Source organism: Stutzerimonas sp. C6.4V, from assembly GCF_058536345.1.
This window is the reverse complement of the sequence record NZ_JBZUBM010000001.1, coordinates 75,161-88,808: the sequence shown is the minus strand read 5'-3', so window position 1 is coordinate 88,808 and position 13,648 is coordinate 75,161. Positions and strand designations below refer to the sequence as shown.

Below are 13,648 nucleotides of genomic sequence, written 5' to 3'. Positions count from 1 at the left end.
ACGCCCTATATCTATTGAAGCGCGAAACGCATGCCCAGGGCAGCTTTCACGCGAATTATTTTTCCTGAGCGGGGCTTTACAAGGCATAACCCCAGCCGTATAGTTCGCGCCCACAATGTCTGGTAGACGTTGTAACACGGAAACGACGAAGTATCATCGTTTGCAGTGCCCAGGTGGCGGAATTGGTAGACGCACTAGGTTCAGGTCCTAGCGGTGGCAACACCGTGGAAGTTCGAGTCTTCTCCTGGGCACCATTATTCGATGAGACCCCTGCACCCGCGGGAGTTTCATAGACACAAGGTTTGTCGGCCTTGACCAGCAATCGACAATCAAGTCGATGAGCAATCATCGCAATGTGCCCAGGTGGCGGAATTGGTAGACGCACTAGGTTCAGGTCCTAGCGATGGCAACATCGTGGAAGTTCGAGTCTTCTCCTGGGCACCACTCTTCAGAAAAAACCGAGCCAATGGCTCGGTTTTTTCGTTCAGGCCATCCGGCAGCGTGCGCCTGACCTCATCTCGCAAGCGAAGCACCCTAGAAACAAAGAAGGCCGCCAATGGCGACCTCCTTTCACGCAGCAGCGCGATCAGGCGTAGGGGTGACGCAGCACGATAGTCTCGTTACGGTCAGGACCGGTGGAGATGATATCGATTGGCGCATCGACCAGCTCTTCAAGGCGCTTAATATAGGCACGAGCATTAGCCGGCAGTTCGTCTAGCGACTTCAAGCCAACCGTGGACTCAGCCCAACCCGGCACCTCTTCATAGACCGGCTGAAGCCCCTGATAGCTGTCCGCATCGGTAGGCGCATCGACCAGTACGTCGCCGTTGCGATCCTTGTAGGCCACGCAGATACGGATTGTCTCCAGACCATCAAGGACATCCAGCTTGGTCAGGCAGATACCCGAGACACTGTTGATCTCGATCGCACGACGCAGGACAACAGCATCGAACCAGCCACAGCGACGAGCGCGCCCGGTCGTCGAACCGAACTCATGCCCCCGCTCTGCCAGCCGCGCACCGACCTCATCGAACAGCTCGGTAGGGAACGGTCCCGAGCCGACCCGAGTGGTGTATGCCTTGGTAATTCCCAGAATGTAGTCCAGGTACAAGGGGCCAAAGCCGGAACCGGTCGCTGTACCGCCAGCCGTGGTGCTGGAACTGGTGACGTACGGATAGGTGCCATGATCGATGTCGAGCAGCGAACCCTGCGCACCCTCGAACATGATGCGAGCGCCCTGCTTACGCAACTCATGCAGCCGAGCAGATACGTCGGTGATCATCGGCTTGAGGATTTCCGCGTACTCCAGCGCTTCGTCTAGCGTCTTCTGGAAGTCGACAGGCTCGACCTTGTAGAAATTCTGCAAGATGAAGTTGTGATACTCGAGCAACTCGCGCAGCTTGACGGCAAATCGCTCCGGATTGAACAGATCACCGATACGCAGCCCGCGTCGCGCGACCTTGTCTTCGTAGGCTGGGCCTATGCCGCGCCCGGTAGTACCGATCTTGCCCTCGGAACGCGAGGCTTCACGCGCCTGATCCAGCGCCACGTGGTACGGCAGGATCAATGTACAGGCAGGGCTGATGCGCAAGCGCTCGCGAACCGGCACGCCTTTCTCTTCCAGCTTGGTGATTTCGCGCATCAGCGCATCCGGAGCAACCACCACGCCATTGCCGATCAGGCATTGCACGTTCTCGCGCAGGATCCCGGACGGAATCAGATGCAGCACGGTTTTTTCGCCGTCGATAACCAGCGTGTGACCGGCATTGTGACCGCCCTGGAATCGAACCACGGCAGCTGCCTGATCGGTCAGCAGATCGACGATCTTGCCCTTGCCCTCATCACCCCACTGGGTGCCCAGGACCACGACATTCTTACCCATAAACCTTTGTCCTCTTCGGCGAAGCATACCGGCCACAACCGGCGAAAAAACACGAAAACCAGCCTAGCGCATCCCACCGGGTTCTTCAGCGGACCAACGGAACCACAACCCAGGAATCATCTATGAGCGATAGCTGCCGGTCGCACCCAGCCTCTGACGCCGCATCAGCCTGCTGACCATCCAGCGCCTGCACGACGCGCTCTCCTTGCTCGCGCAGCTGGCTGATCACCTGCCACACTGCCAGATCGGTGCTGCATGGCGCCCAGATACCGACGGTCGGGGAAGTCAGCTCGGCGTTGCCCAGGCTGACCAGCGTCTTCAGATCGGTCGAGAACCCGGTCGCCGGACGCGCACGACCAAAATCGGCACCAATGTCATCGTAGCGACCGCCCTGCGCAATCGACTGACCCATGCCTGGCACGAAGGCAGCAAACACCACACCGGTGTGATAGTGATAACCCCGTAGTTCGCCCAGGTCGAAATACAACGGTAGCGCCGGATATCTCTCGGCCAATTGATTAGCAATCTCAACCAGCCCATCGAGCGCATCCCGCACGGCCTGCGGCGCGTCGGCCAGCACGGCCCTTGCGGTATCCAGCGTCTCGCGACCCCCACACAGGCGCGCCAACGCTCGCAGCATTTCTGCCAGGGCTGGCTCCACAGCATTCGTCAGCTCGGCTATTTCATCCATGGCCTTGCGCTGCAGCGCGTCGAACAGCTGCTGCTCTGCCGCCCCCGACAATCCCGCCGCACGAGCAAGACCGCGATAGATGCCTACGTGCCCGAGATCCATGTGCAAATCAGGCACATCGGCGAGACCAAGCGTCTCGAGCATCAGGCTGATCACCTCCACATCGCTGGATGTGCTGCTATCGCCATACAGCTCGGCCCCAAGCTGAATGGGGCTGCGTGAGGTGGACAGGGCCTGCGCCTTTGCATGCAGGACGCTGCCTGCATAACAAAGGCGGCTCGGACCCTCGCGACGCAGGGTATGCGCATCGACCCGGGCAACCTGAGGCGTGATGTCTGCACGCAAGCCCATCTGCCGGCCCGATAACGGGTCGATTACCTTGAAGGTCTTCAGATCGAGATCCTGCCCGGCACCGGTCAGCAGCGACTCGAGAAATTCGACATGCGGGGTGATGACCAACTCGTAGCCCCAGCGCTGAAACAGATCCAGCACACGACGCCGTGCGGTTTCGATACGCGCCGCCTCGGGCGGCAGCACCTCTTCGATGCCATCTGGCAGCAGCCAGCGGTCTACCGTTGCCATTTCGCCAATCACCTCTCGATACGGCAAGCCAATTCAAGCAGACGAACACCGGGGCTGCAGCCGAAGCCAGCCCACGGTCGCGTGCGATTTGTTCGAACCATGGCACAGCGCCATGCCCCGCAAGGGGATATGCATGGCAAACCATGCTCGGAACTGCCTGCAACCACAGGGTTGCAGACGCAAAAAAGCCGGGTTTTCCCCGGCTGGCGGATCATAGCAACCTTTTGCCAAGGGGTCACCCGGAGGACCGAATCGTCCTGCCGGGCGGACCATTAGGATTTAGCGAACGGAGCCTGATCCCAGGTAGCGGAAGAAGTCACTATCGGGATCAAGTACCAACACATCGTCCTTGCTGGCAAAGCTGTCGCGATAGGCCTGGAGACTGCGATGAAAGGAATAGAACTCAGGATCCTGGCCGTAGGCTGCCGCATAGATTGCAGCCGCCTGCGCATCACCATCACCGCGCAACTCCTCGGCCTCACGGAAAGCCTCGGCGAGCAGGACCCGACGCTGGCGATCCGCATCTGCACGGATACCTTCAGCCAATTCCTGACCTTTGGCCCGATGCTCGCGCGCCTCGCGCTCGCGCTCAGAACTCATGCGTTCGAACACGCTGCGGTTGACTTCGCGAGGCAGGTCGATGCCCTTCACACGAACGTCCACCACCTCAATGCCAAGCTCCTGCTGTGCCGCACGATTCAAGCTGTTGGTTACCAGCCCCATCAGCTCGTCGCGCTGACCGGAGACGGATTCATGAAGGGTCCGCTTACCGAACTGATCTCGCAATGCCGCTTCCAGCCGGCGCGCCAGTCGTTCATCGGCGATCTGCTTCATGCCGGACGTCGCCGTGTAGAAGCGCTCTGCATCATCGACCCGCCACTTTGCGTAGGAGTCGACCATCAGCGCTTTCTTTTCCAGGGTCAGGAAGCGTGACGTTGTCGTATCAAGGGTCATCAAGCGCGCATCGAACTTACGCACGCTGTTCACGTAAGGGATCTTCACATGGATGCCCGGCTTGACGTCAGGCTCGACGATCCGCCCGAAACGCAGCAATACCGCTCGCTCGGTTTGCGAGACGATATAGAAGCTGTTCCAGGCCACGATCGCCAACACCACGCCCACGATCAGGGCGGTCAGGGATTTATTGCTCATTTAGCGGACCTCCCTTGTACGCACTTCGCGAGGATCAAGCTCTGGCGGAATCCGTGTCGTCTGGGTCGAAGCGCCTGACGCCGAGACTGCTGACGAACGCTCCGGGCTCTCGCTGCGGCTATTGATCATCTTGTCCAGCGGTAGATAAAGCAGATTGTTCTGCCCCTTGTCTCCGGTCACCAGCACTTTGCTGGTATTGCTCATCACTTCCTGCATGGTCTCCAGGTACAAGCGCTCACGCGTTACGTCCGGCGCCTTGCGGTACTCGGTGACCAGCTTGGAGAAACGATCCGCCTCACCCTGAGCTCGCGAAATAACCGCATCGCGGTAACCGCTGGCTTCTTCCAGCATCCGCTGGGCCTGACCGCGCGCTTCGGGTATCACGCCATTGGCGTAGGACTCCGCCTGGTTCTTCTCACGCTGCTCGTCCTCACGGGCCCGGATCACGTCATCGAAGGCTTCCTGGACTTCGCGAGGCGCCGCAGCACTTTGCAGGTTCACCTGAGTGACGACTATGCCGGTGCCGTAGTTGTCCAGGAACCGCTGCAGACGTTCCTTGACCTCACCAGCCATGGCCTCCCGCCCCTCGGTCAGTACCTGGTCCATTGCCGTCGAACCCACCACGTGCCGCACCGCACTGTCAGTTGCATGCTGCAACGAGGCCTCGGGGTCTTCCACATTCAGAACGAAGGCCTGCAGATCGCTGATCTTGTACTGGACGGTCAGCGGGACTTCGATGATGTTCTCGTCCTCGGTCAGCATTTGCCCCTGCTTGCTATAGGAGCGCTCGCGCGTGACGTTCGCCTGGAACTTGCGATCGAAGGGTGGGAAATAGATGTTCAGACCCGGCCCGACCGTCTCGTGATACTTGCCGAAGCGCAGCACCACCGCCTGTTCCTGCTCATCGACAATGTAGATGGCGTTGAACAGCCAGACAGCCAATAGCACGACCAGGCCAACCCAGACGAGCCCGAATCCTCCACGCTTGCCACCTCCGCCTCCCGACGAACCACCGCCTCGCTTCTTGCCACCGAACATGCCGTTAAGGCTGTTTTGCAATTTGCGGAAAGCCTCATCCAGATCCGGTGGACCCTTCTGATCGCCGCCACCGCGACGACCACCGCCACCGCTACCCCAGGGATCCTGGTTGTTCGAGTTGCCACCCGGCTCATTCCAAGCCATAGCGCTCTCCATTCAGATAAAGCTAAAGGCGCGCCAACGGCGCGCCCGCCAATGCTACCGAAAGCCCGAAACAAACGGCCTAATTGCCTGCCGAGCTTTATTGCAAAGTGTGTTGCTCGAAGAACTGCTCCACATCGAAGCCTTCTCGACTGATCAGCCGATGCAGTTCGACCCGCTGCAAACGCACCTCGAGCAGGCTTCCGCCCTCTTCGTCATGAGCCTCGGACTGGACCGCACCCCACTCGAACAACTGCGCACGCAACCGACCCAGGCTCTGCGGAAGCCGAACCGTTCCTACAAACAGATCATCACCAAGCAGCTCAGCTATCGCCTGCTGCAGAAGGTCCAGGCCAAGCCCCTGCTGGGCCGACACCCAGACCCGCTGCGGCACGCCGTCCGCGTTACGCTGAATCTGCGGCTCGATGCCTTCCAGCAGATCGACCTTGTTGTACACCTCGAGAATCGGCAGCTCATGTGCACCAATCTCGGTCAGCACAGCCAGCACCTGCTCGATCTGCTGGTCACGCTCTGGTTCGTGCGCGTCGATCACATGCAGCAACAGATCCGCGTTACTCGATTCCTCGAGCGTCGCCCGGAACGACTCGACGAGCTTGTGCGGAAGATGACGTATGAACCCCACGGTATCGGCCAGCACCACCGGACCAAGGTCATCCAGGTGAAGTCGACGCAAGGTGGGGTCAAGCGTTGCGAACAATTGATTGGCCGCGTAGACCGATGACTCGGTCAGGGCATTGAACAGGGTGGATTTGCCCGCGTTGGTGTAGCCCACCAACGAAACCAGCGGAACGTCAGCGCGACGGCGGCCACGACGTGCCTGCTCGCGCTGACCCCGAACCTTCTCGAGCCGCTGCTTGATCTGACGGATGCGCACCCGCAACAGGCGGCGGTCCGTTTCGAGCTGCGTCTCACCCGGGCCACGCAGTCCGATCCCGCCCTTCTGACGCTCCAGGTGAGTCCAGCCACGCACCAAGCGCGTGCTCATGTGCTCGAGCTGAGCCAGCTCCACCTGAAGCTTGCCTTCATGGGTACGCGCCCGCTGGGCGAAGATATCGAGGATCAGTCCGGTTCGATCAAGCACCCGGCATTCCAGGGCCCTCTCGAGGTTGCGCTCCTGGCTTGGCGTCAGGGTGTGGTTGAAGATCACCAGCTCGACCTCGCCCTCTTTGACGAGATCGTGCAGCTCATCGACCTTGCCGCTGCCGATCAGGAACTTGGCAGAAGGCTGATGCCGGGCAACATTGACGAAACCAACGGTTTCGGCGCCAGCTGACCGGGCAAGCTCCTGAAATTCATTAGGGTCTTCACGTGCCGCTGGGTCCTGGCCATCCAGATGAACCAGAATAGCCCGCTCACCGCCACCGGGACGCTCGAAGAACAATGAAGACCCCCTTTATTCGTTACCCGACTCGGACTGCTCGGCATCACCTGTAGCCGGCAGGCGCACCGGACGACCGGGGACGACTGTCGAAATGGCGTGCTTGTAGACCATCTGGCTGACGGTATTCTTGAGAAGAATGACGAACTGGTCGAAAGATTCGATTTGGCCCTGAAGCTTGATGCCATTGACCAGGTAGATGGAAACCGGAACGCGTTCCTTACGCAGGGTGTTCAGGTAAGGGTCTTGTAGCGAATGCCCTTTTGACATGTGCCGCACTCCTTAGAGGATCTTTTCATTTAGTTTTTAGAATCAAACACAGCCGATCCAGTGATCTGAGGATAGCCGGTCAAATCGCAGTGTCAGCTCAATATGGAGAGCGACTCCAAGTATTTCAATGCTCGTGGCAGATTGTCGCAGGCCGACGTCTCCAGCCAGTGAACCCCCTCCCATCCGCGCAACCAGGTCATCTGTCGCTTGGCCAATTGACGAGTGGCAATCACGCCACGCTCGACCATTTCGGACGCCGAATATTCACCGTCCAGATGGAGCCAGACCTGTCGATAGCCGACTGCTCGCATCGATGGCAAGTCGGCATGCAGATCACCTCGCCTTCGCAGCGATTCGACCTCCTCGACAAAGCCCTGTTCAACCATCTGCACAAAACGCTGTTCGATGCGTTGATGCAAGACCTGCCGTTGCGCGGGCGCAATTGACAACTGCGCGACAGTATAAGGCAAGACGCCGCCCTCTGGCGTGCCTGCTCTGGCTTTTTGCGCGGCCTGCCGGGCCCGATGCTCGGTCATGCTGATACCGCTGACCCGGTAGACCTCCAACGCCCGGATAAGCCGCTGCGGATCGTTCGGATGGATGCGCGCAGCGGATTCCGGATCGACCTCGGCGAGCAACCGATGCAACGCTGCCAGACCTTCCGCCTGAGCCTGCTCTTCAAGCACGGCACGCACCCCGGCATCGGCGGCAGGCATGTCTGCCAGCCCGTCGATCAGAGCCTTGAAATAGAGCATCGTGCCCCCCACCAGCAGCGGCACACGCCCCGCCGCTACGCTCTGCGCCATGGCTGCCAGGGCATCGTCGACAAACTCGGCGGCCGAGTAGGTCTGGAGAGGGTCCCGGATATCAATCAGCCTATGTGGGAAGGCTTGCAGCAGCGCCGATGGCGGCTTGGCAGTGCCGATATCCATGCCGCGATACACCAGTGCCGAATCGACGCTGATCAGGTCGCACGGCAAGGTCCGAGCAAGCTCGACGGCCAGATCGGTCTTTCCGGCAGCCGTGGGGCCCATGAGAAAGATGGCGGGAGGTAATCGTGACATCAGACGCTCGATGATGTGAGCCCGGGCGATTGCTCGACCCATGGCCAGGTGAGACGGCTAGCGCCCCCGAAGGAACAGCTTGTCCAGGTCGCCCATGCCCAATTGGGTCCAGGTCGGGCGACCATGGTTGCACTGGCCGCTGCGCTCGGTCTGTTCCATATCCCGCAACAGGCCGTTCATCTCCGGGAGGGTCAGCCTCCGGTTGGCACGCACAGCTCCGTGACAGGCCATGGTACCGAGCAGTTCATTGAGATGAGCCTGGATGCGGTCACTGGTCCCGTACTCCAGCAGGTCAGCGAGCACATCCTGCACCAGCCGCGGGGCCTCGGCCTGCTTGAGCAGAGCTGGAATCTGGCGGATGGCGAGGCTTTCAGGACCCAGCCGCTGCAACTCGAAACCGAGCATGTGGAACAGCTGCGCATGCTCTTCGGCGCAGTCCGCCTCGCGCTGGCTGACCGCAATGGATTCCGGCACCAGCAAGGGTTGTCCGCGCAGCCCTTCGCTGGCCATCGCCTTCTTCAGTCGTTCGTACATGATTCGCTCATGGGCGGCGTGCATGTCGACCAGCACCAGGCCATGGGCATTTTCCGACAGCACATAGACACCCTTGAGCTGCGCCAATGCATAGCCGAGCGGCGGAACGTCGTCCTGGCTCTCTGGCAGGGCCGCCGGGCGAGCCTCGGCCAACGGCGAGAAGAACTCCCGATAGGCGCCTTGCGCATCTGCGACAGCTCCCGGCGAGGTCGACCGGGGCGCCTGATAGCCAGCCCCGGCCCCGCGCCAGGCAGGCTGGGCTGCTTGTGGCTGTTCCAACACACTTGCCGCAAGGCTCATCTCGCTCTGCCCGGCAAACTCGCCCGCCGCGATACCGCTGATCTGAGTCAGGGGCGTCACGCCCGCCGGCGCAGCCAGCTGATCTTCCGGACGCACATCGCCAAGCGCTCGATGCAGCGTGCCGTAGAGAAAGTCATGCACCATGCGGTTATCACGGAAGCGTACTTCGTGCTTGGTCGGATGGACGTTGACGTCGACCACCGATGGATCCACGTCAAGGAACAGCACGAAGGTTGGATGACGGCCATTGAACAGCACATCACGATAGGCCTGCCGCACGGCATGCGCGACCAGCTTGTCGCGCACCATACGCCCGTTGACGTAGAAATATTGCAGGTCCGCCTGGCTGCGGGAAAACGTCGGCAGGCCAACCCAGCCCCAGAGGTGCAAGCCGTTGCGCTCGATCTCCACCGGCAGCGCCTGCTCAAGAAAGGCCGACCCGCATACCGAGGCCACACGGCGCCCCCGCGAAACCGGATCATTGGCCGGATGCAGCGCCTGAACCACCTTGCCGTTATGTCGCAGGTGAAACGCCACATCAAAGCGCGCCAGGGCCAGACGCTTGATCACCTCCTGAAGGTGGTCGAACTCGGTCTTCTCGGTACGCAGGAACTTGCGTCGTGCTGGCGTATTGAAAAACAGGTCCCGCACCTCCACCGAGGTCCCGACCGGATGCGCAGCCGGCTGGACCCGTGCCTCCATGTCTCGCCCCTCGGTCTCGACCTGCCAGGCTTCGGCGGCATCGGCAGTGCGCGAAGTGAGCGTCAGGCGCGATACCGAGCTGATCGATGCCAGGGCTTCACCGCGAAAGCCAAGGCTCAGAACACGCTCGAGATCTTCGAGGTCTCGAATCTTGCTCGTGGCATGCCGGGCGAGGGCGAGTGGCAGATCGTCCGCCGCGATACCGCACCCATCGTCGCGTACGCGCAGAAGCTTGACACCACCCTGCTCGACATCGACTTCGATGCGCGAGGCGCCCGAATCGAGACTGTTTTCCAGCAGCTCCTTGACCACCGAAGCCGGGCGTTCAACCACTTCCCCCGCTGCAATCTGGTTGGCCAGCCGCGGACTCAGCAGCTGGATGCGCGCCGCCTCGGTCATGGCTGGGCGGCCAGGGTGGTCGCTGGAATATTCAAGGTCTGGCCGACCTTGATCACATCACCTTTCAGACTGTTGACGCTGCGCAACTGCGCCAGGCTGACCTGATACCGCTCAGCCAGCATCGCCAGGCTTTCTCCGGATCGCACCACGTGCTCATGCGGCCCGCTGACGATCTTGCCGGAGTCCCGCAGCCAGGCGATGTAGCTACCGGGCGGCGGATTCTGCTGGAAGAACTGCTTCACACCGCTGTTGATCGAGCGCGCCAGGGATTGCTGATGGCTGGACGACTGCAGCTTGCGCGCCTCGGATGGATTGGAAATGAACCCTGTTTCCACCAGGATCGAAGGGATATCCGGCGATTTCAACACCATGAACCCCGCCTGCTCCACCCGCGACTTGTGCAACGGGGTGATCCGCCCCATGTTGCTCAGCACTTTCTGCCCGACATTCAGGCTCGATGACAGCGAGGCGGTCATCGACAGGTCCAGCAGCACACCGGCCAGCATCTGGTCCTTGTCACCGAGACTGACGTTGCCAGCGCCGCCGATCAGGTCGGAACGGTTCTCGCTGTCTGCGAGCCAGCGCGCGGTCTCCGAGGTAGCACCACGGTCCGACAATGCAAAGACCGAAGCGCCATAGGCCGACGAGCGTGGCGCGGCGTCCGCATGGATGGAGACGAAAAGGTCGGCGCCCTTCCTGCGAGCAATCTCGGTACGTTTGCGCAAAGGAATGAAGTAATCACCGGTACGCACCAGCTCGGCGCGAAACCCCTTCTCGGCATTGACCTGACGCTGCAGTTCCTTGGCGATGGCCAGCACCACGGTCTTTTCATATACCTTGCCCGGCCCGATGGCACCCGGGTCCTCGCCGCCATGTCCGGCGTCGATCGCGATCACGATGTCACGCTTGCTGCTCGGCAAGGGCGGCAGCTTGATGGCTGGCAGCGTGGGTGAAACCGGTGCGGCCGGCCGGCCTGGCGTAACGGTAGCCGGCACATCCGGAGTCGACGCCGCCGAGGCGTCCGCGGCGTCGTCGTACAGGTCCACCACCAACCGATGGCCGTATTGCTGGTTCGGCGCAAGGGTAAAACTCTTGGGCGACACCTGGGCGGTCAGATCGATGACCACACGCAGGGTATCGGCGTCGTGCTTCGCCGCGCGCAGACCGGAAATCGGCGTGTTCTGCAGCGGAAGCTGCTCGAACGGCCTCGGCAGGTCCGCGCCATCGACATCGATGACGATCCGATCGGGTGCCGTCAGGGTAAAGACATTGTGCTGGACCGGGCCGGAGAGATCGAAGACCAGCCGCGTATTGTCGGGGGCCCGCCAAAGACGCACGCTTTGAACGTCGGAGGCAGCCCATGCCTGAAACGCCATGAGCATTAACGCCAAACCACTTGCCAGCGCGCGCATGCGCATACCCAACCCCATGATGTTCATTGATTGCCAACGGTCAGGATGGAACACCAGCCTCTACCGCGCTCGCCTCGTGGCGTCAGGCGCAGCATACGACCGGCCCCGTGTGGCGTAATGGTAATGTCCAGGTCAGCCTTTGGCAAAATGCCGGCGCCACGTTCCGGCCATTCGACCAGACACAGCGCATCCCCTTCGAAGTAGTCGCGTATGCCGAGAAATTCCAGCTCCTCAGGATCGACCAGGCGATACAGGTCGAAATGAAAGACCCGTGCCAGCGGCGTTTCGTAAGGCTCAACCAGGGTAAAGGTCGGACTCTTGACCTTGCCGACATGCCCAAGGCCGCGGATCAGCCCCCGCGACAAGGTGGTTTTGCCAGCGCCCAGGTCACCATGCAGGTAGATCACGCCCCGACCGCCGGTCGCCTGGGCGATGCGAGCGCCAAGCGTGAGCATTGCCTCTTCATCGTCCGCAATCATCGTCATTTCAGGCATGGCGACTGCTCCTCGAGCAACTGACGGATCGCAGGAATCAGATCGGCGGCTGCAAGCCCCCTGCCCTGCAGCCCGAGGCGCTCACCCGCTGCCGCATGCAGCCAGACCGAGAGACATGCGGCTTCATAGGGCTTCAATCCTTGCGCCAGCAACGCGCCAGCGACACCCGCCAGCACGTCGCCCAGGCCCGCGCTGGCCATGGCCGGATGTCCACGATCGCAGAGCGCCAGCCGGCCATCGCGGTCGGCGATCAGGGTCCCGGCCCCCTTTAGCAACACGGCACAATCGAAACGCGTTGCCAGGGTACGCGCTGCGGCTGGTCGGTCGGCCTGGATGTCGGCTACCGACACCCTCAGCAGCCTCGCCGCCTCGCCAGGATGCGGTGTCAGCAGACAATTGCCCGGCAGTTCGACGGCACCTGTCGCCAGCAGGTTCAAGGCATCAGCGTCCCACACCTGGGGGACACTGCACTGCGGTGCCAGCGACAGCAAGCTGCGCCCCCAGGGCGCCTGGCCAAGGCCGGGCCCGATCACCAGCACATCGGCGCGCCCGGTCAGAGCCGTCAGCGCGTAGGTGGACTCCACGCCGCTGCACATGATCTCCGGGCGCCGCACCAGCGAAGCGGTAACGTGCTCGGGGCGGGTCGCCAGGGTCACCATGCCGGCGCCGCAGCGCAGCGCCGCTTCCGCGCTCAACAATGCAGCGCCGCCCGTACCAAGATCGCCACCGATGACCAGTACCTGGCCAAAGCTACCTTTGTGGGCGGCTGGCGAACGGGGCGCAAGCTTCGGCAGATTTGCCGCGTTCAAACGCTGCGCGGAAGGCTCGTTCTGCGCAACGATCGCCGGATTGGCCTGCAGGTCGTCGAACACCAGCGCACCGACCCGATCCGGCCCCTGTCCGGTAAACAGACCGAGCTTGAGCCCGACAAAGGTGACCGTCAGCTCGGCGCATACCGTTTCACCCAGAAGATTTCCGGTATCGGCGCACAGCCCCGACGGCAGGTCAACGGCGAGAACAGGAAGGCCGCTCGCGTTCATTGCATGGATCACGCTGGCATAGGGCTCACGCACGTCACCGCTGACACCCGTGCCGAGCAGTGCGTCGACAAGAATTCCAGCGAGCTCGTTGCCGGAGGTCCAGGGCAGAACATGAACGCCCGCTGCCTGCGCTTCAGCGAAGGCGCGGGCAGCATCCCCCTGCAATTGCCCAGGGTCGCCCACTGCGAGCACCTTGACCCGACGGCCGGCACGCAGCGCCAGCGCGGCGATCAGATAGCCATCTCCGGCATTGTTGCCGCGTCCGGCCAACACCGTGATGTCGTCGGCATCCGGCCAGCGGCGGCGCAAGGCGCGCCAGGCCGCATGGGCGGCGCGCTGCATCAATTCGAACCCAGGCGTGCCGGCCGCGATCAGGCGAGCGTCGAGCTCACGCACCTGAGCGGCTGAGTAAAGAGGGCTGGGAAGTGTATCGGTGGTCTGGGACATGAATCACCCGAGCGAATATCTGGCAGAATTATACGCACGCGCCTGCCGAGCCGCCTGCAGGGCGTCGAGATTCTTCGCCGTTTCTGGCGCATAGCCGCAAT

The 13,648-nt window shown here is 61.7% G+C and carries 11 protein-coding genes and 2 tRNA genes; 2 read left to right on the top strand and 11 right to left on the bottom strand.

The genetic code is table 11. The features are described 5' to 3' along the window. The first annotated feature begins 167 nt into the window (after nt 1–167). Both AC4LFW_RS00425 and AC4LFW_RS00420 read left to right on the top strand, forming a co-directional pair. Nucleotides 168–254 (top strand) — tRNA-Leu (locus tag AC4LFW_RS00425). 103 nt (nt 255–357) lie between these two features. Next, nucleotides 358–444 (top strand) — tRNA-Leu (locus AC4LFW_RS00420). A gap of 142 nt (nt 445–586) precedes the next feature. Here AC4LFW_RS00420 and AC4LFW_RS00415 read toward each other — a convergent pair. The 11 genes from AC4LFW_RS00415 to AC4LFW_RS00365 form a co-directional block, all read right to left on the bottom strand. Beyond that, entirely contained in the window at nt 587–1,882 is a 1,296-nt protein-coding gene (locus AC4LFW_RS00415; protein WP_491816867.1) for an adenylosuccinate synthase, read from the bottom strand. 85 nt (nt 1,883–1,967) lie between these two features. Continuing rightward, the gene (locus tag AC4LFW_RS00410) at nt 1,968–3,155 is read right to left on the bottom strand and encodes an ATP phosphoribosyltransferase regulatory subunit (protein ID WP_491816866.1); all 1,188 of its coding nucleotides are present in this window, start codon (nt 3,153–3,155) and stop codon (nt 1,968–1,970) included. A gap of 279 nt (nt 3,156–3,434) precedes the next feature. Further along, nucleotides 3,435–4,307 carry a protease modulator HflC gene (gene hflC / locus AC4LFW_RS00405; RefSeq protein WP_491816865.1) on the bottom strand — a complete coding sequence of 291 codons (873 nt, stop codon included), beginning with the start codon at nt 4,305–4,307 and terminating at the stop codon, nt 3,435–3,437. Next, nucleotides 4,308–5,489, bottom strand: coding sequence for an FtsH protease activity modulator HflK (gene hflK / locus AC4LFW_RS00400; protein WP_491816864.1), 1,182 nt, complete (start codon nt 5,487–5,489; stop codon nt 4,308–4,310). A 97-nt stretch (nt 5,490–5,586) separates the two neighbouring features. Then, nucleotides 5,587–6,888 carry a ribosome rescue GTPase HflX gene (gene hflX / locus AC4LFW_RS00395; protein ID WP_491816863.1) on the bottom strand — a complete coding sequence of 434 codons (1,302 nt, stop codon included), beginning with the start codon at nt 6,886–6,888 and terminating at the stop codon, nt 5,587–5,589. A 12-nt stretch (nt 6,889–6,900) separates the two neighbouring features. After that, complete coding sequence (gene hfq, locus AC4LFW_RS00390; RefSeq protein ID WP_407292501.1) at nt 6,901–7,155, bottom strand: RNA chaperone Hfq; 255 nt, start codon at nt 7,153–7,155, stop codon at nt 6,901–6,903. Between the two features lie 92 nt (nt 7,156–7,247). Then, nucleotides 7,248–8,219 carry a tRNA (adenosine(37)-N6)-dimethylallyltransferase MiaA gene (gene miaA, locus AC4LFW_RS00385; RefSeq protein WP_491816862.1) on the bottom strand — a complete coding sequence of 324 codons (972 nt, stop codon included), beginning with the start codon at nt 8,217–8,219 and terminating at the stop codon, nt 7,248–7,250. 57 nt (nt 8,220–8,276) lie between these two features. Beyond that, complete coding sequence (gene mutL / locus AC4LFW_RS00380; RefSeq protein WP_491816861.1) at nt 8,277–10,154, bottom strand: DNA mismatch repair endonuclease MutL; 1,878 nt, start codon at nt 10,152–10,154, stop codon at nt 8,277–8,279. After that, nucleotides 10,151–11,584 (bottom strand): N-acetylmuramoyl-L-alanine amidase, encoded by a 1,434-nt coding sequence (locus tag AC4LFW_RS00375; RefSeq protein ID WP_491820077.1) that lies wholly within the window; start codon nt 11,582–11,584, stop codon nt 10,151–10,153. The genes mutL and AC4LFW_RS00375 overlap by 4 nt, the downstream gene beginning before the upstream one ends. 5 nt (nt 11,585–11,589) lie before the next feature. Further along, complete coding sequence (gene tsaE, locus AC4LFW_RS00370) at nt 11,590–12,060, bottom strand: tRNA (adenosine(37)-N6)-threonylcarbamoyltransferase complex ATPase subunit type 1 TsaE (RefSeq protein WP_491816860.1); 471 nt, start codon at nt 12,058–12,060, stop codon at nt 11,590–11,592. Then, nucleotides 12,048–13,547, bottom strand: coding sequence for an NAD(P)H-hydrate dehydratase (locus AC4LFW_RS00365; RefSeq protein WP_491816859.1), 1,500 nt, complete (start codon nt 13,545–13,547; stop codon nt 12,048–12,050). The genes tsaE and AC4LFW_RS00365 overlap by 13 nt, the downstream gene beginning before the upstream one ends. Nucleotides 13,548–13,648 lie beyond the last annotated feature (101 nt).

Bases quoted from the DNA above. Each gene is read 5' to 3' on its own strand.
- hflC (WP_491816865.1), bottom strand. From the start codon at position 4,307: ATGAGCAATAAATCCCTGACCGCCCTGATCGTGGGCGTGGTGTTGGCG.
- tsaE (WP_491816860.1), bottom strand. From the start codon at position 12,060: ATGCCTGAAATGACGATGATTGCGGACGATGAAGAGGCAATGCTCACG.
- AC4LFW_RS00415 (WP_491816867.1), bottom strand. From the start codon at position 1,882: ATGGGTAAGAATGTCGTGGTCCTGGGCACCCAGTGGGGTGATGAGGGC.
- mutL (WP_491816861.1), bottom strand. From the start codon at position 10,154: ATGACCGAGGCGGCGCGCATCCAGCTGCTGAGTCCGCGGCTGGCCAAC.
- AC4LFW_RS00365 (WP_491816859.1), bottom strand. From the start codon at position 13,547: ATGTCCCAGACCACCGATACACTTCCCAGCCCTCTTTACTCAGCCGCT.
- miaA (WP_491816862.1), bottom strand. From the start codon at position 8,219: ATGTCACGATTACCTCCCGCCATCTTTCTCATGGGCCCCACGGCTGCC.
- hflK (WP_491816864.1), bottom strand. From the start codon at position 5,489: ATGGCTTGGAATGAGCCGGGTGGCAACTCGAACAACCAGGATCCCTGG.
- AC4LFW_RS00410 (WP_491816866.1), bottom strand. From the start codon at position 3,155: ATGGCAACGGTAGACCGCTGGCTGCTGCCAGATGGCATCGAAGAGGTG.
- hfq (WP_407292501.1), bottom strand. From the start codon at position 7,155: ATGTCAAAAGGGCATTCGCTACAAGACCCTTACCTGAACACCCTGCGT.
- AC4LFW_RS00375 (WP_491820077.1), bottom strand. From the start codon at position 11,584: ATGGGGTTGGGTATGCGCATGCGCGCGCTGGCAAGTGGTTTGGCGTTA.